This is a genomic window from Streptococcus sp. 27098_8_70 (assembly GCF_041432215.1).
Lineage (GTDB): Bacteria > Bacillota > Bacilli > Lactobacillales > Streptococcaceae > Streptococcus > Streptococcus oralis_CP.
This window is the reverse complement of sequence record NZ_JAPVZD010000005.1, coordinates 1-20,918: the sequence shown is the minus strand read 5'-3', so window position 1 is coordinate 20,918 and position 20,918 is coordinate 1. Positions and strand designations below refer to the sequence as shown.

Sequence of the window (20,918 nt, the reverse complement as noted above, 5' to 3'; positions counted from 1 at the left end):
CTACTTTTTTCTTTGTTGGTTTCGTGTTACAATAATAATATGAATCATTATCAGAAAAAGATTGTTAAGGGAACACTATACTCGCTACTCTCAGGCCTAATCTGGGGGATTTGTGGGATTTTAGGAGAGTATTTTTTCACTCATTATCCAGTGTCTTCTGGATGGATTACTTCTATGCGTTTACTAGTGGCGGGGAGTTTGGTTTTAGGTCTATCTGCCTTTCAGTTGCGTAGCCGCTTGTTGGACATCTGGCGTGATAAGAAAAATTATCTACCTTTTTTAGCCTATGCTATTCTAGGTATTTTTTCTGTGCAGTTTTTCTTCTATCTTTGCGTTGAGTATTCCAATGCGACGACGGCGACCATTTTGCAATTTATCAGCCCTGTTTTTATCCTGTTTTACAATCGAATCATTTACCAGAAGAAGGCTTCTATTACAGCTGTGTTCTATGTTTTGATTGCCATGCTAGGTGTTTTTTTGATGGCTACAAAAGGGGATTTGTCCCAGTTATCCATGACACCTTTGGCTCTAGTGACAGGTTTGCTCAGTGCAGTAGGGGTCATGTTTAATGTTATCCTTCCTCAACGCTTTGCACGGCGCTACGGATTTGTTCCGACTGTTGGTTGGGGGATGATTCTGGCAGGTCTCTTTAGTAATTTCCTTTACCCTATTTATCAGATAAGTTTTCAAGTGGATCTGGTAAGTGTGCTGATTTGTCTGACGATTGCCGTGTTTGGTACTGCTTTTGCCTTCTTCCTATCTATGAAGGCTGTGTCACTCGTTTCCCCGCTGGTTGTATCGGTGGTGAGTGCTAGCGAACCGCTCTCTTCAGCTTTATTAAGTGTTCTTTTTCTGGGATTGGTCATGGATGGTTTTTTGGCCTTGGCTATGGTGTTGATTATCGTTCCGATGATTTTTTTATCTGTAGAAGAAGCAAAACAAGCCAGGTAAAGATGATTATTTGATAGTTGAGGCTTCAAATTTGAAGCCTTTTTTGGTAGAATAGGTATCATTATAACGAACCAGGAGGCACCTATGACTGCTACAAAAATGAACGCTCAAGAAATTATCCAATTTATCGCCAATGCGGAAAAGAAAACCAGTGTCAAAGTAACTTTTGAGGGAGAACTTGCAACTGCTGTGCCAAGCTCTGTTGTCAAACTAGGAAATGTTTTATTCGGAGACTGGAAGGACGTGGCTCCGCTTCTTGAAGGTTTGGTAGAAAATCAAGATTACGTTGTCGAGCAAGATGCTCGTAATTCTGCAGTTCCTTTGTTAGATAAACGTGCTATCAATGCTCGTATCGAGCCAGGTGCTATTATCCGTGACCAGGTTGAAATTGGTGACAATGCTGTTATCATGATGGGAGCTGTTATCAATATCGGTGCTGAAATCGGTGCTGGAACCATGATTGACATGGGTGCCATCCTTGGAGGTCGTGCTATCGTTGGGAAAAACAGTCACGTTGGTGCAGGTGCAGTTTTGGCAGGTGTGATTGAGCCAGCTAGTGCTGAACCAGTCCGTGTCGGAGACAATGTTCTTATCGGTGCCAATGCAGTGGTTATCGAAGGAGTTCAAATCGGTAGTGGTTCAGTTGTCGCAGCAGGAGCTATTGTTACCCAGGATGTCCCAGAAAACGTGGTAGTAGCAGGTGTTCCAGCTCGCATCATCAAAGAGATTGATGCCCAAACTCAACAAAAAACAGCGCTAGAGGATGCGCTTCGTACCTTGTAATTGTAAAAGTAAAAAAGAGGCGGAACCCTTTTTCCAGCCTCTTTCTTCTATCAAAAGGAGGACCGATAGATGTTAGATTTGATTCAGACTAGACGAGATTTACACCAGATTCCAGAGATTGGCTTGGAAGAGTTCAAGACTCAGGCTTATTTGCTGGATGTGATTGAAAAATTGATTACGGGCAAGGACTTTGTTCAAGTTCGTACTTGGCGGACAGGGATTTTGGTCTACCTGCAGGGAAGTCAGCCGGAACGAACCATTGGTTGGCGAACAGACATTGATGGTCTGCCTATCGTCGAACAAACAGGTCTACCTTTCGCCTCTCAACACCAAGGTCGCATGCATGCCTGTGGCCATGATTTTCATATGACTATTGCCTTGGGCTGTCTCGAACGCGCCCTTGAGGAGCAACCCAAGAATAATTTGCTCTTCCTATTTCAGCCTGCTGAAGAAAATGAAGCTGGTGGGATGCTCATGTATGAGGATGGTGCTTTTGAGGACTGGCTGCCAGATCAGTTTTATGGTCTCCATGTTCGTCCGGATTTGAAGGTTGGACAGATTGCGACCAACACCCATACACTCTTTGCAGGGACTTGTGAAGTGAAGATTCGTTTCAAAGGAAAAGGGGGACACGCTGCTTTTCCACATGAGGCCAATGATGCCTTGGTGGCTGCTAGTTACTTTGTAACCCAAGTGCAGTCAGTTGTCAGCCGCAATGTCAACCCAATCGAGGGAGCGGTGGTGACCTTTGGTGTTTTCCAAGCTGGAACAACCAACAATGTCATTACAGATACAGCCTTTTTACACGGAACCATTCGTGCCTTGACTCAGGACATGAGCCTCTTGGTACAAAAAAGAGTCAAGACAGTCGCAGAAGGGGTTGCAGCAGCCTTTGATATGGAAGTCGAAGTAGAACTCAAGCAAGGAGGCTACCTACCTGTTGAGAACAATCCAGCCTTGGCGCGTGAACTGATGGACTTTTTTGAAGAGAAAGACGGAATTGAGTTGATTGATATTGAGTCAGCTATGACTGGTGAGGACTTTGGTTATCTCCTTTCGAAGGTAGATGGCGTTATGTTCTGGCTAGGTATCGATAGTCCCTACGCCCTTCATCACCCTCAGATGAGTCCCAAAGAAGAAGCCTTAGCCATTGGGGTAGATGCAGTCTCTAGTTTCTTAAAAAAGAAGGCAGCAGAGTAGAGGAATTGTCTATGAAAGCAGAACTACGCAAGAAAATTTTGCAAGAAATGAAGACTCTATCTCAGGAGCAAAAACAGGCTATGGATCGAGTTTTAACTGAACGATTTTTAAAGCATCCCTTTTACCAAGAAGCCAAGACCATCGCAACCTATCTCTCCTTCCCTCATGAATTTCAAACGCAAGAACTGATCAAGCGGATGCTGAAGGACGGCAAAAAGGTTCTGATACCCAAAACCTATCCCAAGGGGCGCATGGACTTTGTGGTCTATCATCCACAGCAGTTGGTAAAAACTTCCTTTGGTTTACTGGAACCGCAAGGAGACTTGGAAGTGGTGGAACCGTCTCAGATTGACTTAATCCATGTTCCGGGTTTGGCTTTTACAACTGAGGGCTATCGGATTGGATATGGTGGAGGATACTACGACCGCTATCTGGAGCATTTTGCTGGGCATACCATGAGTACAATCTATCCTTGTCAAGTTCAGGAGTTTAACTCGGAAAACCATGATATTCCCGTCCAGGAGGTGCTAATCTATGAAGGAAATCTTTGATAAACGTTATCCTGTGACTAGCTTCTTCCTCCTAGTAACAGCATTGGTATTTCTCTTGATGTTGGTTTTTACAGGTTTAAATTTTGAACGAGCAGATACCTTGCTTCAGTTTGGAGCCATGTATGGACCGATCATTCGCCTGTTCCCTGAGCAGATTTGGCGCCTTTTTTCGGCTATATTTGTGCATATCGGATGGGAGCATTTCATTGTCAATATGATTTCGCTCTACTTTCTTGGACGACAGGTGGAGGAGATTTTCGGTTCTAAGCAGTTCTTCTTTCTCTATCTATTATCTGGAATGATGGGCAATCTCTTTGTTTTTGCTTTCACACCGAAAGTTGTCGCTGCTGGGGCATCCACTTCCCTATACGGGTTATTTGCTGCGATTATCGTCTTGCGTTACGCAACTCGCAACCCCTATATCCAGCAGTTGGGGCAATCCTATCTGACACTTTTCGTGATCAATATCATTGGAAGTGTTCTGATTCCAGGAATCAGCCTAGCTGGGCATATTGGTGGCGCAGTAGGCGGTGCCTTTCTAGCAGTTATTTTTCCAGTTAAATGGGAGAGAAGGATGTACAGTACCAGCCAGCGAATCGGAGCAACCGTACTTTTTATCGCACTAGCCATTTTCCTTTGCTATAAGGGAATGAGCTATGTGTAGGGGGGATAGTTAAATGCAAGCACCGATTCGGTTGCTAATAAGTCATCTGCAAAGATGGCTTTTTTTATTGCAAGCTTCAACAAAAAAACAAAGCCCTTATTTAAGAGCTTTGTTTTTCTTCTATTCCCCATCAGCTAACTCTTTTCCGAGTTGGATGAGGTAGTCTTTCAAGTCGTCTTTGACTTGAGGGTGTTTGAGAGCGTAGTCGATGGATGTTTTCATAAAGCCAAACTTGTCTCCGACATCGTAACGAGCCCCCTTGAACTCACGAGCAAACACACGTTGTGTTTTATTGAGGGTATCGATTGCATCTGTCAGCTGAATTTCATTTCCTGCACCTGGAGCTTGGTTTTCGAGGATTTGGAAAATTTCAGGCGTGAGGAGGTAGCGTCCGATGATAGCAAGGTCGCTAGGAGCATCCTCTGGTGCAGGTTTTTCAACGAAGGTTTCAACGCTGTAAAGGCCGTCTTTTCCTTCGCCTTGCGGAGCAATAACCCCATAGGCAGATACTTCGTCGTGAGGGACTGGCATAACAGCGATAGTAGACGCATGAGTACGCTCGTAGTCATCCATGAGTTGTTTGGTAAGCGGAACAGCCTTTTCGTCCGTGATATCCATCAAGTCATCACCAAGCATAACGACAAAAGGTTCATTTCCAACGAAAGCTTTGGCTTGCAAGACAGCATCTCCGAGACCACGTGGATGTGTTTGACGGATAAAATGCAGGCGCATGCCAGTTGTTTCATCAACTAGCTTCAGAAGATCTGTTTTCCCTTTTTCTTTGAGGTTGTATTCCAATTCGAAGTTTGAGTCGAAGTGGTCCTCAATGGAACGTTTTGACTTACCAGTCACAACCAAAATATCTTCGATTCCAGACTTGAGGGCTTCTTCAACGATAAACTGGATAGTTGGCTTGTCTACGATTGGCAACATTTCCTTGGCCAAGGCCTTAGTTGCTGGGAGGAAGCGAGTTCCCAATCCGGCGGCAGGGATGACTGCTTTTCTGACTTTTTGTTTCATAAATGTTCCTTTCTATAAAGGTCTACGACCATTCGTTTTCTGCTTTAAATTCATTGCTCATGATGTCATTGATGGCTTCTTTGATATTGACACCTTCGTAGATAACTCGGTAAATAGCCTGTGTGATCGGCATGTAGACACCCAATTCCTGAGCCAGTTCGTAAGCTGCTCGAGTTGTTGAAATTCCTTCAATGACCATACCCATGTTTGCTTCGATGTCTGCTAGGGATTCTCCACGGCCGAGAGCATCACCGGCTCTCCAGTTACGAGAGTGGACAGATGTCCCCGTTACGATCAAGTCACCAACTCCAGAAAGACCGCTATAAGTCAGAGGATTAGCTCCAAGAGCGACACCTAGACGGGTGATTTCTGCTAATCCTCGAGCGATGATGGCTGCCTTGGCATTGTCGCCAAATCCTAGACCATGCAATGCCCCAGCGCCAACTGCGATGATGTTTTTGAGAGCACCAGCAGTTTCAACTCCGATAACATCCGTATTGGTATAGAGACGGAAGTAGTGATTGCTAAAGAGATTTTGTACGTACTGGGCAGTTTCAAGATCTTTGGAGGCTGCGGTAATCAAGGTAATATCCCGCACAATCGTTTCCTCAGCGTGACTAGGTCCTGAAACAACAACGACTTCACTACGGAGGTCAGCTGGAATTTCCTCTTCAAGAATAGTTGATAGACGTTTGTGGCTATCTGGTTCCAATCCTTTGGAGGCATGCATGATGACAACCTTGTGATCGAGTACCTTTGCTACTTGTTGGGCAACCAGTCTCGTTACTTTTGTTGGGACTACAAATAAAACAGCATCCACATCCTTTAGTGTTTCTTCTAAGTCATGATAGGCTTTGATTTTTTCGTCCAGTAGGATATCTTTGAAATAGCGTTTATTTGTATGCTGGTTATTGATTTCATCGATTTGTTCAGGGACATTTCCCCAAATTCGAACTTCGTGTCCATTGTCGTTTAGGACCTGCGAAAGGGCAGTTCCCCAAGAACCAGGACCCAAGACAGCGATGGTTTGTTTCTTCATCTTTTCCTCCTTGTAAGAGTTCTTCCTTTCATTTTACCATAAAAAGCCTTTTCATGCATCACCTGTAGATGAAAGCGCACTAATTTATAATAAGGAGACTTCTTTGACAAGATGTCTCTTTTTTGCTAGAATAACATCAATATGAACGAATGAGAAGGAGCTGACGCAGGATGTCGCTCCCTTTATCTATTTTATTAGGAGGAATTATGCTCATTAAAAAAATAAAAACCTATAAATGGCAAGCCTTGGCATCCCTAATGATGACAGGCTTGATGGTTGCGAGTTCGCTCTTGCAACCGCGCTATTTGCAAGAGGTGTTAGAGGCTTTGTTGGCCGGTCAACATGAGGCTATCTATAGTATTGGCGCTTGGCTGATAGGGGTAGCTCTAGTCGGTCTGGTTGCAGGTGGGGTCAATGTAACGCTTGCAGCCTACATTGCTCAAGGAGTGTCTTCGGACCTTCGGGAAGACGCTTTTCGCAAGATCCAGACCTTTTCTTATGCCAATATCGAGCAGTTTAATGCGGGTAATCTTGTCGTTCGTATGACCAATGATATCAACCAAATTCAGAACGTGGTGATGATGGCTTTTCAAATCCTTTTCCGTCTCCCTCTTCTCTTTATCGGTTCCTTTATCTTGGCGGTTCACACTCTCCCGTCACTTTGGTGGGTGATTGTCCTCATGGTGCTCCTCATCTTTGCACTAACAGGCATCATGATGGGGATGATGGGACCACGATTTGCTAAGTTTCAAACTCTTCTTGAGCGGATCAATGCTATTGCCAAAGAAAATCTACGTGGTGTCCGCGTAGTCAAATCCTTTGTACAAGAAAAAGCACAATTTACCAAATTTACCGAGGTTTCAGATGAACTTCTCGGCCAAAATCTTTATATCGGTTATGCCTTCTCAGTTATAGAACCCGTTATGATGCTAGTCGGCTATGGAGCGGTCTTCCTCTCTATCTGGTTGGTGGCAGGCATGGCTCAGTCAGATCCGTCTGTAGTGGGCTCGATTGCTTCCTTTATCAACTATCTCAGCCAGATTATCTTTACCATCATTATGGTTGGATTTTTAGGAAATTCTGTCAGCCGTGCCATGATTTCCTTACGTCGTATTCGCGAAATTCTAGATACCGAGCCAGCGATGACCTTTAAAGATCTTCCAGATGAAGAGTTAGAAGGAAGTCTCTCTTTTGAAAATGTGACCTTCACCTATCCTAATGATGATGAGCCTATGCTGAAGAATGTAACCTTTGAAATTGCGCCTGGTCAGATGGTCGGTGTGGTTGGGGCTACTGGAGCAGGGAAGTCCACCCTAGCTCAGTTAATTCCACGACTTTTTGATCCACAGGAGGGATCTATCAAGATTGGTGGCAAGGATATTCGAGACGTCAGCGAGGGAACCTTACGTAAAACAGTTTCCATTGTCTTGCAACGTGCTATTCTCTTTAGCGGAACCATTGCAGATAATCTTCGTCAAGGGAAAGGCAATGCCAGCGTGTCAGAAATGGAACGTGCAGCACGGATTGCCCAAGCCAGTGAATTTATCGGGCGCATGGAAAACAAATTTGAGAGTCAGGTCGAAGAACGAGGCACCAATTTTTCTGGTGGACAAAAACAACGGATGTCCATTGCCCGTGGGATTGTCAGCAATCCCCGTATCCTGATTTTTGACGATTCGACTTCAGCCTTGGATGCTAAGTCAGAGAGACTCGTGCAGGAAGCTTTGAACAAAGACCTGAAAGGGACAACAACCATTATCATCGCTCAAAAGATCAGTTCAGTCGTCCATGCGGACAAGATTTTGGTCTTGGATCAAGGGCGTTTGATTGGAGAAGGACGGCATGCAGATTTGGTAGCTAACAATGCCGTCTACCGCGAAATCTACGAAACACAAAAGGGAAAGGAGGAATAAAATGAAAACCGTTCGATTTTTCTGGAATTATTTTAAAGTTTACAAGTTCTCCTTTGTCATTGTGATTCTGATGGTTGCAGTTGCGACGATTGCCCAATCCCTCTTTCCTGTTTTTTCAGGTCAAGCAGTAACAGAGCTCGCTAACCTAGTGCTGGCTTATCAAAATGGAACTTCCGAACTAGCCTGGCAGAGTTTATCAGCTCTGATGCTGAATCTAGCTCTGGTTGTCCTTGCCTTAGTGGTATCCAGTTTGATTTACATGACCTTGATGACCCGTGTGATTGCTGAGTCAACAAATGAGATGCGTAAGGGCCTCTTTGGCAAACTGTCTCGTTTAACGGTTTCTTTCTTTGACCGCCATCAGGATGGTGACATCCTCTCTCGCTTTACGAGTGACTTGGATAACATCCTTCAAGCCTTCAATGAAAGCTTAGTTCAGGTTATGAGCAATATTGCTCTTTACATCGGTTTGATTTTTGTCATGTTTTCAAGAAATGTGACGCTATCCCTGATAACAGTAGCCAGCACCCCAGTGGCCTTTCTCATGTTGGTCTTCATTGTGAAAATGGCCCGCAAGTACACCAATCTCCAGCAAAAAGAGGTTGGGAAACTCAACGCCTACATGGACGAGAGTATTTCTGGACAGAAAGCTGTTATCGTACAAGGAATTCAAGATGACATCGTAGCAGGCTTTGTGGAGCAAAATGAGCGCGTGCGCAAGGCAACCTTTAAAGGGAGAATGTTCTCAGGCATCCTCTTTCCAGTTATGAATGGGATGAGCTTGGTCAATACGGCCATCGTCATTTTTGCAGGTTCTGCGGTCTTGCTGAACGATCCAAGTATCGAAACAACGACAGCCCTAGGTTTGATTGTCATGTTTACTCAATTTTCTCAGCAGTACTACCAGCCGATTATCCAGGTGGCTGCGAGTTGGGGGAGCCTCCAGTTGGCCTTTACTGGGGCAGATCGTATCCAAGAAATGTTCGATGCAGAAGAAGAGATTCGTCCGCAAAATGCGCCTGCCTTTACGGAATTGCGAGAAGGCGTTGAAATCAGTCACATTGATTTCTCTTATGTGCCAGACAAGCCGATTTTAAAAGATGTTAGCATTTCAGCTCCTAAGGGGCAGATGATAGCAGTTGTCGGTCCGACTGGCTCAGGGAAAACGACCATCATGAACCTCATCAATCGTTTCTACGATGTGGATGCAGGCAGCATTTGCTTTGATGGCAAAGACATCCGTGACTACGACTTGGACAGCCTGCGGAGCAAGGTCGGGATTGTCTTGCAGGATTCGGTCTTGTTTAGTGGAACGATCCGAGACAATATCCGCTTTGGTGTGCCAGATGCCAGTCAGGAAATGGTCGAAGCAGCTGCCAAGGCAACTCATATTCATGACTACATTGAAAGCTTGCCTGACAAGTATGATACCCTTATTGATGATGAGCAAAACATCTTCTCAACTGGTCAGAAACAATTGATTTCCATCGCCCGGACCTTGATGACAGATCCCCAAGTCCTAATCTTAGATGAAGCGACTTCCAATGTGGATACTGTAACAGAAAGCAAGATTCAACATGCCATGGAGGCCGTTGTAGCAGGACGAACCAGTTTTGTTATTGCCCATCGTCTCAAAACCATCCTCAATGCCGATCAGATTATTGTCCTCAAAGATGGAGAGGTCATTGAACGTGGAAATCATCACGAGTTGCTCAAGCTCGGCGGTTTCTACTCGGAACTGTATCACAATCAATTTGTTTTCGAATAGAAAAGTTGTCCTTATTGGGCAGCTTTTTCTTGTCCATAAAAAATACTTATCACGGTCTTTAAAAAAACATATTAGACAGGAAAGGGTTGGAGTGATAAGATAAGACTGTCGCAAGAAAATCGAAAGGAGACACATCATGGCTAGAACGGTTGTAGGAGTTGCTGCAAATCTATGTCCTGTAGATGCAGAAGGGAAAAACATTCACTCATCTGTATCTTGTAAATTTGCAGAGAGCATTCGTCAAGTCGGTGGTCTCCCTTTAGTAATTCCTGTAGGAGATGAGTCCATTGTGCGCGATTATGTGGAAATGATTGACAAACTCATCTTGACAGGTGGGCAAAATGTCCATCCTCAGTTTTACGGGGAGAAAAAGACTATTGAGAGTGATGATTACAACCTTGTACGCGATGAGTTTGAACTAGCTCTCTTGAAAGAAGCGCTCCGTCAGAATAAACCAATTATGGCAATCTGTCGTGGTGTTCAGCTGGTCAATGTTGCTTTTGGTGGCACTCTCCACCAAGAAATTGAAGGTCACTGGCAAGGCTTGCCTTTTGGGACATCTCATACTATTGAGACAGTAGAAGGAAGCGTGGTGGCTAAGTTGTTTGGCAAAGAAAGTCAGGTCAACTCAGTCCATCGTCAGAGTATCAAAGATCTGGCACCTAATTTCCGTGTGACAGCGGTGGACCCTCGAGATCAGACAGTGGAAGCGATTGAGTCTGTCGACGAGCATCGTATTATCGGTTTACAGTGGCACCCAGAGTTCCTGGTCAATGAAGAAGATGGCAATTTAGAATTATTTGAGTATTTATTAAATGAATTGTAACGGTTAGAATCTCTAGCCGTTTTTTTGTCTTATTTCGTTCAAATTTTAATATTGTAACATTTTTTACGCAAATGTTTAAATTATGATAAAATTTGGAAAAATTCAGTATAAAAACTTGAAAAAATCTAAGGTAAGGGTTATGATAGAAGAGAAGAAATTTTGGAGGAATATTATGTCACATATTAAATTTGATTATTCAAAAGTATTAGATAAATTTGTTGCACCACATGAACTAGATTATATGCAGCCTCAAGTGACTGCAGCAGATTCTGCTCTGAGAAATGGTACAGGTCCTGGGGCAGAAATGACTGGCTGGTTGAACTTACCTGAAGAATATGACAAAGATGAATTTGCTCGTATTCAAAAGGCTGCTGCTAAAATCCAATCTGATAGTGAGGTATTGATCGTAATCGGTATTGGTGGTTCCTATTTAGGAGCTCGTGCAGCTATTGATTTCTTGAATAATTCATTTGTAAACTTGCAAAGAAAGGAAGAACGCAAGGCACCTCAGATCCTCTATGCTGGAAACTCTATCTCTTCAAGCTATTTGGCTGATTTGGTAGACTATGTATCAGACAAAGATTTCTCAGTAAACGTGATTTCTAAATCAGGTACAACAACTGAACCGGCTATTGCTTTCCGTGTCTTCAAAGAACTCTTGGTTAAGAAGTACGGTCAAGAAGAAGCTAACCAACGTATCTACGCAACTACAGACCGCGCTAAAGGTGCAGTTAAAGTTGAAGCAGATGCTAATGGCTGGGATACTTTTGTAGTGCCTGATAGTGTAGGTGGTCGTTTTACAGTATTGACAGCAGTGGGGCTCTTGCCAATCGCAGCTGCAGGAGCTGATATCAGCAAGTTAATGGAAGGAGCAAATGCTGCTCGCAAGGCTTATGCTTCTGATAAGTTGGCTGAAAATGAAGCATATCAATATGCAGTTGTACGCAATATCTTGTACCGTAAAGGTTATCTGACAGAAGTTCTAGCTAACTATGAACCATCTCTGCAATACTTCTCTGAGTGGTGGAAGCAACTGGCTGGTGAGTCAGAAGGGAAAGACCAAAAAGGGATTTATCCAACTTCAGCTAACTTCTCAACAGACTTGCACTCTCTGGGACAATTTATCCAGGAAGGTACCCGTATCCTCTTTGAAACAGTTATCCGTGTAGATAAACCTCGCAAAAATGTGCTGATTCCTGAATTGGCAGAAGACTTGGACGGTCTTGGCTACTTGCAAGGAAAAGATGTTGACTTTGTCAATAAAAAAGCTACAGATGGAGTGCTGTTAGCACACACTGATGGTGGAGTTCCAAATATGTTTGTGACACTGCCTGAGCAAGATGAGTTCACTTTGGGCTACACTATTTACTTCTTTGAGTTGGCTATTGCTCTTTCTGGCTACCTGAATGGTATCAATCCATTTGACCAGCCTGGAGTTGAAGCTTATAAGAAAAACATGTTTGCTCTTCTTGGGAAACCAGGCTTTGAAGAGCTGGGTGCTGAGTTGAATGCACGCCTTTGATTCTCATATGCTTTGAGTTCATTTAGAATATAAAAAGATCCACAAGTTCATTTCTTGTGGATTTTTAGTACAAGCCTCTTAATTAGTTTATTATTTTTTTTAAAAGTGTAAAAAAGAGTGTCTTAATTCTTTTATGAAAGCGCTGTATAATTGCCTTGTAAATAAAATTTGAGAGGTATCAAAATGAATGATTGGTTAAACATAAAAGGCAAAACAGTTCTTGTGACTGGCGCGTCATCTGGGATCGGTAAGGCAATCGTTGAAGAATTGCTGGAATTAGGAGTCAATGTAGCGAATTTTGATCTTAGCGACAACGATTTGCGTCACCCGAATCTATTATTTGTAAAAGTTGATGTAACTTCTCGCTCTGAAGTAGAAGAGGGTGTTGCCAAAATAGTTGAAAGATTTGGCAATATTGATGCGGTAGTCAATAATGCAGGGATTAATGTTCCCAGATTATTAATTGATGCAGAAAATCCTAAAGGTCCTTACGAGTTAGACGATGAAACGTTTGAAAAAGTAACAATGATTAATCAAAAAGGTTTGTATTTGGTTAGTCAGGCAGTAGGACGTATTTTAGTGAAAAATGGAAAAGGTGTAATTGTGAACATGGCTTCAGAAGCAGGCTTGGAAGGTTCTGAAGGACAAAGTGCCTATGCTGCCACAAAAGCAGCAGTCTATAGTTACACTCGTTCATGGGCAAAAGAGCTGGGTAAGCATGGTGTACGTGTGGTTGGAATTGCTCCAGGAATTATGGAAGCTACGGGACTTCGAACTCTTTCTTATGAGGAAGCTCTTGCTTATACCCGTGGAAAGACGGTAGAAGATATTCGAGCTGGTTATGCTTCAACTTCAACAACTCCTTTGGGACGAAGTGGTAAACTACGGGAAGTAGCTGACCTTGTAGCATTCTATATTTCAGACCGTTCTAGCTATATAACTGGAGTCACTACAAATATTGCCGGAGGGAAAACTCGCGGTTAAAAAAATGAAGGTGAGGAAGAGAGTTGACCATAGTAAATCGATGGTATAATATTTTAGAAAAAATGGTCTCACAGCCAACTTATTCCTTGGTAGATATGCGCTCAGAGCTGGATATTAGTATGCAAACCTTGCAAAAGAGTATCCAACAATTAAATGATGTTTTGGCTCCGAGTATCCAGATTATCTCACAAGATGATCAGTTAATGTTAGAGGTGTATGACTATACTGAGTTGGAAAGGATTTTATCTGGTAGTTTAAAACGGGAGAGTGACTTCAATTCTTCCAGTAAAAGAATTGCCTATTTACTAAAACGTTTAATTGAGTCAACCTCCCCTCTTCTTATTGACGACTTGGCTGAGGAAGCAGGTGTTAGTAGAAGTACCCTTAATAAGGATTTAAAACAAGTAAAATCTTTGGCAGAGAGTTACTCTATCACTATTTCAGGAAAGCCCAACCGTGGGCTGGAGGTCTTGGGGTCCGAGCTGAATTTGCGCTTGCTCTATATTCACCAAGTGGCCCCTTACTTTGAAGGAAAGACACTCACCGAGGCAACATCTTCTTTTCTGGAGACGCTACTCCAGGAGTATAAAATCCCGAAAGAAACAAAGGAACTCCTTCGAAAGACCATTTCAATTATGGTGGAGCGTATTCATGCATCTAGGGTGTTGAGTTGCCCTATTCCTTACTATAGGAATGATTTAACAGAGACACCTTTGGTTGAAAAATTAATCTATCATATTGAGATGACTTATAAGATTTCCCTCAGTCAGTTTGAGATAGACTTTTTGTGTTTTCCGTTTAATATCCGTTTTATTGACACTTTAAGCAAGCCGTCTTATCAATCTGAACAGCTTGCAAACATTTTTCAAGGGATTGTCAAGAAAGTCAAAGAAACAATGTTGGTTAACTTTGATGATGAAGAATTATTTGAAGAAATCAAGTCTCATCTAGGCTCCTTAATCAATCGACTGATTTTCCATGTGCAAGCTAATGATATATTCCATGGCGAGGTTCAAACTCAATATCCTTTTGCTTTTGAAATGGCGAAAATTGCTGGAGAAGAACTATCTGCAATTTTTGGTTCTGAATTGGAATTATCTGAAATCGGATATCTGGCTTTGTATTTTGAAATGATTTTAAGAAAGCAAAACTCTGTTGTAAATGGTTCTCGCAAGCAGATAGCTGTAGTTTGCACAACAGGAAGAGGAACTGCTGCGATGATTATTCAGCAACTCAGACGAATTCTTGGAAATGATGTAGACATTACTCAGTATTCTGAAGAGGATTTTAATCTGGATTTGAATCAGGACTATTTCGCGATTTTTACGACAGTTCCTCTAAAATATAAAGATTCTAAATCTCCAGTCATTCAAGTTAATCATCTTTTTGATGATCAATGGCTGCAGGAAGAATGGCAGAGGGCCAATGCTTTTCATCAAAAAAATCTAGAAACAGTCAGCTTACGTTTTCTTCGTTTGACTCCCCAAAAAACCTATCAGCAATACTTGCTAAATATGGTTGCAGAGTTAGAGAAACTTCAGATGATTGATGAAGGTTTTAGAAATCGGATAATTGATAGGGATAAAAAACAATCAACCATTTTTGGTGGAGGAATTGCCTTCCCCCATACAATTAACCAGGGTTATGCAAAGACTATTTTAATGTTTGGAAAGCTAGAAGAGCCTTATCAAAAAGGAGATGATTGGATTGAATTTATCTTTCTAGTCGCCATTCCCTCAGAAATTGAAAGCAAAATGGAGAGTGAATTGCTGGAATTGTATGACGACATTTTTCGAATTGCAGGAGAGCCTTCTCTAAAAGAAGCATTGAGGGCTGTAGAAACAGAGACAGAGTTTCTATCATTTTCTAAGAGCAAAGGAGTATTTTAATGAATTCGCTAATAATTTTCGCTGTATTTGTCATGGCAGCTTATATATTTCAAATGTTCCTCGGCTGGCAGCAACTCAAAGACTTCAATAAGACCTATACGATGCTCCGAAAACTGGGGCGCGTAGCGATTGGCAGGAAGTCCGGAAGAATCAAATCCGGTACGATTGTCATGTTCGCGGTTGATGAAAACGGTCGGGTTCTTAAAGCTAGCAAAATGCAAGGAGTCACAATCTTAGCACGTTTTCAAAATATGGACGATTATGTTGGAGAAGACATCCATTATTTTGACAAGTATAATCCTCTTGTGAGAAAAGAAAATAAGTTGATGCAATCAGCCATAGAAGATGCTAGAAAAGTCTATCTTTGGAATGAGGCAGGTATTGAGAAAGAGACAAGTTCATCTGATTCTTTTCTGGGATTCGGCTTTTATGCGAATTACTTACAATTATCTATTAAACAGTTATTTAAAAAAAATAAGAAAGGGAGTTCCTTATGAATCACATTACAAATTTTGCAGAGAGTTTTATGAAACTCTTCCAATTAGGTGGAGAAACCTTTATTAGCTGGATGACAAATATTGTACCGCTTGTCTTGATGCTATTGATTGCAATGAATACCCTTATCGCTTTCTTGGGAGAAGAGAAGGTCAATTCCCTGGCTAAGATTTCTGCCAAAAATCCTGTTAGCCGGTATATGATTTTACCTTTCATTTCTGCCTTTATGCTGGGGAATCCGATGGCAATCAGTATGGGACGTTTCTTACCAGAATATTATAAACCTAGTTTTGTAGCAGCTCAGATGCAGTTCTGCCACACTTCAAATGGTGTATTTCCGCATATCAATCCTGGGGAATTGTTTGTATGGATGGGAATTGCAACAGGAATTCAAACTTTAGGTTTAAGTCAAATGGACTTAGCCATTCGTTACATGCTTGTTGGGCTTGTCATGAACTTTGTAGGCGGTTGGGTGACCGATTTTACAACTGCTTATGTAGCAAAACAGCAAGGTGTTACCTTGAGTAAAACATTTGATTTATAGAAAGAGTGAAATTATGTCATATAAGAGTATAAAAGTTGTTAAAGGAAATGGCGGTTTCGGAGGACCTTTGGTCATTACACCTAGTGAAGCTAAGCATAAATTCATCTATATCACTGGCGGAGGAGAAAAGCCAGATATTGTAGATAAAATTGCTGATTTGACCGGTATGGAAGCTGTTAATGGGTTTAAAACTTCTATCCCAGATGAGGAAATTGCTTTAGCAATCGTGGATTGTGGCGGTACTCTTCGCTGTGGTATTTATCCTAAAAAGGGGATCCCTACAATAAATATTGTCGCTACAGGGAAAAGTGGGCCTCTAGCTCAATATATAACCGAGGAAATCTATGTGTCAGCAGTTGGCCTTAATCAAATTTCTGCTGCTAATGAAGACGAAAAAGCGACAACTGTGGTAACAGAAAAGCCAACTTACGATACTAGTAAAAAAATTACAGAGCAAAAAGCTGAAACAAGTATTGTAGCAAGAATTGGGATGGGCGCTGGGAAGGTCGTTGCGACTTTCAACCAGGCTGCTCGTGAAGCCATCCAAACAATGCTCAACACGATCATTCCTTTCATGGCCTTTGTTTCCTTGCTGATTGGGGTTATTCAAGGTTCAGGTGTTGGAAATTGGCTGGCAAAATTAATGGTTCCCCTAGCTGGGAACATCTGGGGACTCATTTTGATTGGCTTTATCTGTTCCTTGCCATTCCTATCTCCTTTGTTAGGCCCCGGAGCTGTTATCAGTCAGATTATTGGAACCTTAATTGGAGTTGAAATCGGCAAAGGGACTATTCCGCCCCAAATGGCTCTGCCAGCTATATTTGCTATCAACACTCAAAACGGTTGTGATTTCATTCCTGTAGCACTCGGTCTATCTGAAGCCAAGGCTGAAACAGTTGAGGTTGGTGTCCCTTCTGTGCTTTATTCACGCTTTCTCAATGGTGTTCCGCGGGTGCTAGTAGCTTGGATAGCTAGTATTGGCCTTTATCAGTAAACTTTTGATAGATGCACGTAAACATAGCAACTATTATGTTAAACTTATCTATAAGCATAAGTTTATGACAGATTTGAGAAAGGATGAATAGGAATTAGATGAAGAAAATTTTTGAAGCTAAAGTAATTCAAGTGGGGCCTGAAGCTCAGAATATGATTCAAGATGCCAATATGCTCATTTTGTTTGGAGAAGAAGCTCCGGAAGACTTAGCAGAGTATTGTTTTAAAATCGATAACAAAAATCTTCTAGGTGCAATACTAGAAGGTGGAAAGCTGGTGGTAGATAGTCAGGAATATTCGATTACTGCCGTAGGAAATGTAGTAGAAAAAAATTTAACTGGACTGGGCCATATCACGATTTCTTTTGATGGTTCAAAAGAGGGCAGCCTGCCGGGCACTCTCCATGTTGCAGCAGACCAAGCAGTAGTAATTGAAAAGGACTCTACCATTCAGATTTTCGAAACTGCTTGACCATAATAAAATTTCAAATCAAGCAATTTAGAAAAATAAAAGTCTAAAAAATTGATTCAGAGCTTGGACAAAAAGTCCAGGCTTCTGGGTCTAAATTAGAAAAAATAGATGACGCAGTGGTTGATTGGCAAGTCAATCAAACTAGCCAGTCAGTGCAAGGGAATTCCCAGCAGATGGATCCACAAGGGGTGCCTGAACAGAAGGGAAAGACCAAAAAGGGATCTACCCAACTTCAGCAAACTTCTCAACTGACTTGCACTCATTGGGTCAATTTATCCAAGAAGGAACCCGCATCATGTTTGAAACAGTTGTCCGTGTTGACAAACCACGTAAGAACGTGATCATTCCTACTTTGGAAGAAGACCTTGACGGACTTGGTTACCTTCAAGGGAAAGACGTTGACTTTGTAAACAAAAAAGCGACTGACGGTGTTCTTCTTGCCCACACAGACGGTGATGTACCAAACATGTACGTAACTCTTCCTGAGCAAGATGCCTTCACTCTTGGTTACACTATCTACTTCTTCGAATTGGCAATTGCCCTTTCAGGTTACTTGAATGCCATCAACCCATTTGACCAACCAGGTGTTGAAGCCTACAAACGTAACATGTTTGCCCTTCTTGGAAAACCAGGATTTGAAAAATTGAGCAAAGAGCTTAACGCACGTCTATAATAGAAGAAAAGAGTGGCTTGCCCACTCTTTTTACTCTCTTTATTCGTAGACATTGGACTCAGGCGAGACTTGTGATATAATATAGAAAGCAAAAAGGCAGACGCCTAGAGACTTTATAGGAGAAACTATGTCAAAAGATATCCGCGTACGCTACGCACCAAGTCCAACAGGACTACTACACATCGGAAATGCCCGTACAGCATTGTTTAACTACCTTTACGCACGCCATCATGGTGGAACTTTTATCATTCGTATCGAAGATACTGACCGTAAACGTCACGTTGAGGACGGGGAACGCTCACAGCTTGAAAATCTTCGCTGGTTGGGTATGGATTGGGATGAAAGCCCAGAAACTCATGAAAATTACCGCCAATCAGAGCGTTTGGAACTCTATCAAAAATACATCGACCAATTGCTAGCCGAAGGAAAAGCCTACAAATCTTACGTTACAGAAGAAGAGTTGGCAGCTGAGCGCGAACGCCAAGAAGCAGCTGGCGAAACACCACGTTACATCAATGAATATCTTGGCATGAGCGAAGAAGAAAAAGCAGCTTACATTGCAGAACGTGAAGCAGCCGGTATCATCCCAACTGTCCGTTTGGCTGTTAATGAATCTGGTATCTACAAATGGCATGATATGGTCAAAGGTGATATCGAGTTTGAAGGTGGCAACATCGGCGGTGACTGGGTGATTCAGAAGAAAGATGGCTACCCAACTTACAACTTTGCCGTTGTCATCGATGACCATGATATGCAGATTTCTCATGTTATCCGCGGTGATGACCACATTGCCAACACCCCAAAACAGCTCATGGTCTATGAAGCGCTTGGTTGGGATGCACCTGAGTTTGGTCACATGACTTTGATCATCAACTCTGAAACGGGTAAAAAATTGTCTAAACGTGACACCAACACCCTTCAATTTATCGAAGATTACCGTAAGAAGGGCTATCTTCCAGAAGCTGTCTTTAACTTTATCGCCCTTCTTGGCTGGAACCCTGGTGGGGAAGACGAAATCTTCTCTCGTGAGGAACTGATTAAACTCTTTGATGAAAATCGTCTCAGCAAGTCACCAGCTGCCTTCGATCAGAAGAAACTAGACTGGATGAGCAACGACTACATCAAGAGAGCCGATCTAGCTACTATCTTTGAAATGGCAAAACCATACTTAGAAGAAGCAGGGCGTTTGACTGACAAGTCTGAAAAAATGGTGGAACTCTACAAACCACAAATGAAGTCAGTGGATGAAATCGTTCCATTGACAGATCTTTTCTTCTCAGATTTCCCAGAGCTGACAGATGCTGAGCGCGAGGTCATGGCAGGAGAAACCGTTCCGGTTGTTCTAGAAGCCTTCAAAGCGAAACTAGAAGCAATGACAGATGAAGAATTTGTGACAGAAAACATCTTCCCACAAATCAAAGCAGTTCAAAAAGAAACGGGTATTAAAGGGAAAAACCTCTTCATGCCGATTCGTATTGCTGTATCAGGTGAAATGCATGGACCAGAACTTCCAGATACGATTTACCTATTAGGTCGTGAGAAATCTATCCAGCATATCGATAATATGCTCAAAGAGATTTCTAAATAAAAAGGACTTCCGATGGGTACATGGGAAAAGATGTATGAAGAAGCACGAGCCTTATAAAATCCTCATGAAGTTTCTGACTTTGTTTATGCTAACCATGTTGTTGCTGCAGTAGAAGCAGAAGATGGTCAGATCTTCACAGGATTTTGTATGGAGGGCACTTGTGGCGTTTTTCATCTCTGTGCAGAACGAGCTGCTCTCTTCAATATGTATCAATTTTCAGGACAAACTAAAGTTAAGAAAATCCTCGCCTTTCGAGACAAACCTCCCTACGGCGAAGGATCAGGTATGCCCTGTGGCGCTTGCAGAGAATTTCTCTTAGAATTGAATGCTGAAAATAAAGAAGCAGAGTTCATGATGAACTACGAAACAAGAAAAACAATTAAGGTTGCTGAATTGATCCCTTACTGGTGGGGAGAGGAACGCGCGATTAATTGGCAAGATAAATAGAAGGAGTCAGTTGAACTGGCTTTTTCCTTTATCTTTTCAGAATTTCGGTAAAGAGGAAAAAAGTCCTTGACAAAGGCGGAAAAGTAGGTATAATAGAAAGAGTTGAAAAGCTCAAGGTCCGTTGGTCAAGGGGTTAAGACACCGCCTTTTCACGGCGGTAACACGGGTTCGAATCCCGTACGGACTATGGTGTATTGTGGTAAAAAAACTTGAAAAAAGTTTAAAAAATCTGTTGACAGAGGCAGGTAGCTGTGATATACTAATATAGTTGTCGCTCACGAGAGAAGTGAGAGACAAAGACCTTTGAAAACTGAACAAGACGAACCAATGTGCAGGGCACTATAACTGAAGTTATAGTACTGAACAATGAAAAAAACAATAAATCTGTCAGTGACAGAAATGAGTGAGAACTCAAACTTTTAATGAGAGTTTGATCCTGGCTCAGGACGAACGCTGGCGGCGTGCCTAATACATGCAAGTAGAACGCTGAAGGAGGAGCTTGCTTCTCTGGATGAGTTGCGAACGGGTGAGTAACGCGTAGGTAACCTGCCTGGTAGCGGGGGATAACTATTGGAAACGATAGCTAATACCGCATAA

The 20,918-nt window shown here is 42.3% G+C and carries 18 protein-coding genes, 1 tRNA gene, 1 rRNA gene and 2 pseudogenes; 20 read left to right on the top strand and 2 right to left on the bottom strand.

The annotated features are described in order from the left end of the window. Positions 1–39: 39 nt before the first annotated feature. The 5 genes from O3655_RS08055 (at position 40) to O3655_RS08035 (ending at position 4,149) form a co-directional block, all read left to right on the top strand. Complete coding sequence (locus tag O3655_RS08055) at positions 40–951, top strand: EamA family transporter (RefSeq protein WP_308697343.1); 912 nt, start codon at positions 40–42, stop codon at positions 949–951. Positions 952–1,035: 84 nt separating this feature from the next. Beyond that, on the top strand, positions 1,036–1,734 hold the full coding sequence (gene dapD / locus O3655_RS08050; protein WP_000127447.1) for a 2,3,4,5-tetrahydropyridine-2,6-dicarboxylate N-acetyltransferase: 699 nt from the start codon (positions 1,036–1,038) through the stop codon (positions 1,732–1,734). A 69-nt stretch (positions 1,735–1,803) separates the two neighbouring features. After that, the gene (locus O3655_RS08045) at positions 1,804–2,934 is read left to right on the top strand and encodes an N-acetyldiaminopimelate deacetylase (RefSeq protein WP_049520519.1); all 1,131 of its coding nucleotides are present in this window, start codon (positions 1,804–1,806) and stop codon (positions 2,932–2,934) included. An 11-nt stretch (positions 2,935–2,945) separates the two neighbouring features. Continuing rightward, a complete protein-coding gene (locus O3655_RS08040) occupies positions 2,946–3,485 on the top strand; it encodes a 5-formyltetrahydrofolate cyclo-ligase (RefSeq protein ID WP_049478977.1) in 540 nt (179 codons plus the stop codon). After that, the gene (locus O3655_RS08035) at positions 3,469–4,149 is read left to right on the top strand and encodes a rhomboid family intramembrane serine protease (protein WP_049478978.1); all 681 of its coding nucleotides are present in this window, start codon (positions 3,469–3,471) and stop codon (positions 4,147–4,149) included. The genes O3655_RS08040 and O3655_RS08035 overlap by 17 nt, the downstream gene beginning before the upstream one ends. A 120-nt stretch (positions 4,150–4,269) precedes the next feature. On the opposite strand, the gene galU is transcribed toward O3655_RS08035, so the two are convergent. Further along, positions 4,270–5,169 (bottom strand): UTP--glucose-1-phosphate uridylyltransferase GalU, encoded by a 900-nt coding sequence (gene galU, locus O3655_RS08030; protein ID WP_049478979.1) that lies wholly within the window; start codon positions 5,167–5,169, stop codon positions 4,270–4,272. Positions 5,170–5,191: 22 nt separating this feature from the next. Beyond that, entirely contained in the window at positions 5,192–6,208 is a 1,017-nt protein-coding gene (locus O3655_RS08025) for an NAD(P)H-dependent glycerol-3-phosphate dehydrogenase (RefSeq protein WP_308697345.1), read from the bottom strand. A 206-nt stretch (positions 6,209–6,414) separates the two neighbouring features. Here O3655_RS08025 and O3655_RS08020 point away from each other — a divergent pair, with 206 nt between their 5' ends. From O3655_RS08020 to O3655_RS07950, 15 genes and pseudogenes are all read left to right on the top strand, one after another. Next, positions 6,415–8,121, top strand: a complete 1,707-nt coding sequence (locus tag O3655_RS08020; protein WP_308697346.1) for an ABC transporter ATP-binding protein — start codon at positions 6,415–6,417, stop codon at positions 8,119–8,121. A gap of 1 nt (position 8,122) precedes the next feature. Further along, positions 8,123–9,889: an ABC transporter ATP-binding protein gene (locus O3655_RS08015; RefSeq protein ID WP_308697347.1), complete on the top strand. Its 1,767-nt coding sequence runs from the start codon at positions 8,123–8,125 to the stop codon at positions 9,887–9,889. A 136-nt stretch (positions 9,890–10,025) separates the two neighbouring features. Then, positions 10,026–10,715 (top strand): gamma-glutamyl-gamma-aminobutyrate hydrolase family protein, encoded by a 690-nt coding sequence (locus tag O3655_RS08010; RefSeq protein ID WP_049478403.1) that lies wholly within the window; start codon positions 10,026–10,028, stop codon positions 10,713–10,715. A gap of 172 nt (positions 10,716–10,887) precedes the next feature. Further along, positions 10,888–12,237 carry a glucose-6-phosphate isomerase gene (locus O3655_RS08005; protein ID WP_000018239.1) on the top strand — a complete coding sequence of 450 codons (1,350 nt, stop codon included), beginning with the start codon at positions 10,888–10,890 and terminating at the stop codon, positions 12,235–12,237. A gap of 183 nt (positions 12,238–12,420) precedes the next feature. After that, the gene (locus O3655_RS08000) at positions 12,421–13,221 is read left to right on the top strand and encodes an SDR family oxidoreductase (RefSeq protein ID WP_038804195.1); all 801 of its coding nucleotides are present in this window, start codon (positions 12,421–12,423) and stop codon (positions 13,219–13,221) included. Between the two features lie 62 nt (positions 13,222–13,283). Further along, positions 13,284–15,110, top strand: a complete 1,827-nt coding sequence (locus O3655_RS07995) for a PRD domain-containing protein (RefSeq protein ID WP_080639548.1) — start codon at positions 13,284–13,286, stop codon at positions 15,108–15,110. Then, positions 15,110–15,607: a transcriptional regulator GutM gene (locus O3655_RS07990; protein WP_033585448.1), complete on the top strand. Its 498-nt coding sequence runs from the start codon at positions 15,110–15,112 to the stop codon at positions 15,605–15,607. The genes O3655_RS07995 and O3655_RS07990 overlap by 1 nt, the downstream gene beginning before the upstream one ends. Beyond that, complete coding sequence (locus tag O3655_RS07985) at positions 15,604–16,149, top strand: PTS glucitol/sorbitol transporter subunit IIC (RefSeq protein ID WP_001015684.1); 546 nt, start codon at positions 15,604–15,606, stop codon at positions 16,147–16,149. Before O3655_RS07990 ends, O3655_RS07985 begins: the two co-directional genes overlap by 4 nt. Positions 16,150–16,162: 13 nt before the next feature. Beyond that, positions 16,163–17,143 carry a PTS glucitol/sorbitol transporter subunit IIB gene (locus O3655_RS07980; protein ID WP_038804194.1) on the top strand — a complete coding sequence of 327 codons (981 nt, stop codon included), beginning with the start codon at positions 16,163–16,165 and terminating at the stop codon, positions 17,141–17,143. 98 nt (positions 17,144–17,241) lie between these two features. Beyond that, positions 17,242–17,613, top strand: a complete 372-nt coding sequence (locus tag O3655_RS07975) for a PTS glucitol/sorbitol transporter subunit IIA (protein WP_008808177.1) — start codon at positions 17,242–17,244, stop codon at positions 17,611–17,613. Between the two features lie 196 nt (positions 17,614–17,809). After that, positions 17,810–18,286: pseudogene (gene pgi, locus O3655_RS07970) on the top strand (glucose-6-phosphate isomerase); the annotation flags it as partial. A gap of 127 nt (positions 18,287–18,413) precedes the next feature. Next, positions 18,414–19,874, top strand: coding sequence for a glutamate--tRNA ligase (gltX, locus tag O3655_RS07965; protein WP_070534823.1), 1,461 nt, complete (start codon positions 18,414–18,416; stop codon positions 19,872–19,874). 12 nt (positions 19,875–19,886) lie between these two features. Next, positions 19,887–20,321: pseudogene (locus O3655_RS07960) on the top strand (cytidine deaminase). 115 nt (positions 20,322–20,436) lie between these two features. Further along, a tRNA-Glu gene (locus O3655_RS07955) sits at positions 20,437–20,508 on the top strand. Positions 20,509–20,739: 231 nt separating this feature from the next. Then, positions 20,740–20,918 (top strand): 16S ribosomal RNA (locus O3655_RS07950); the annotation flags it as partial.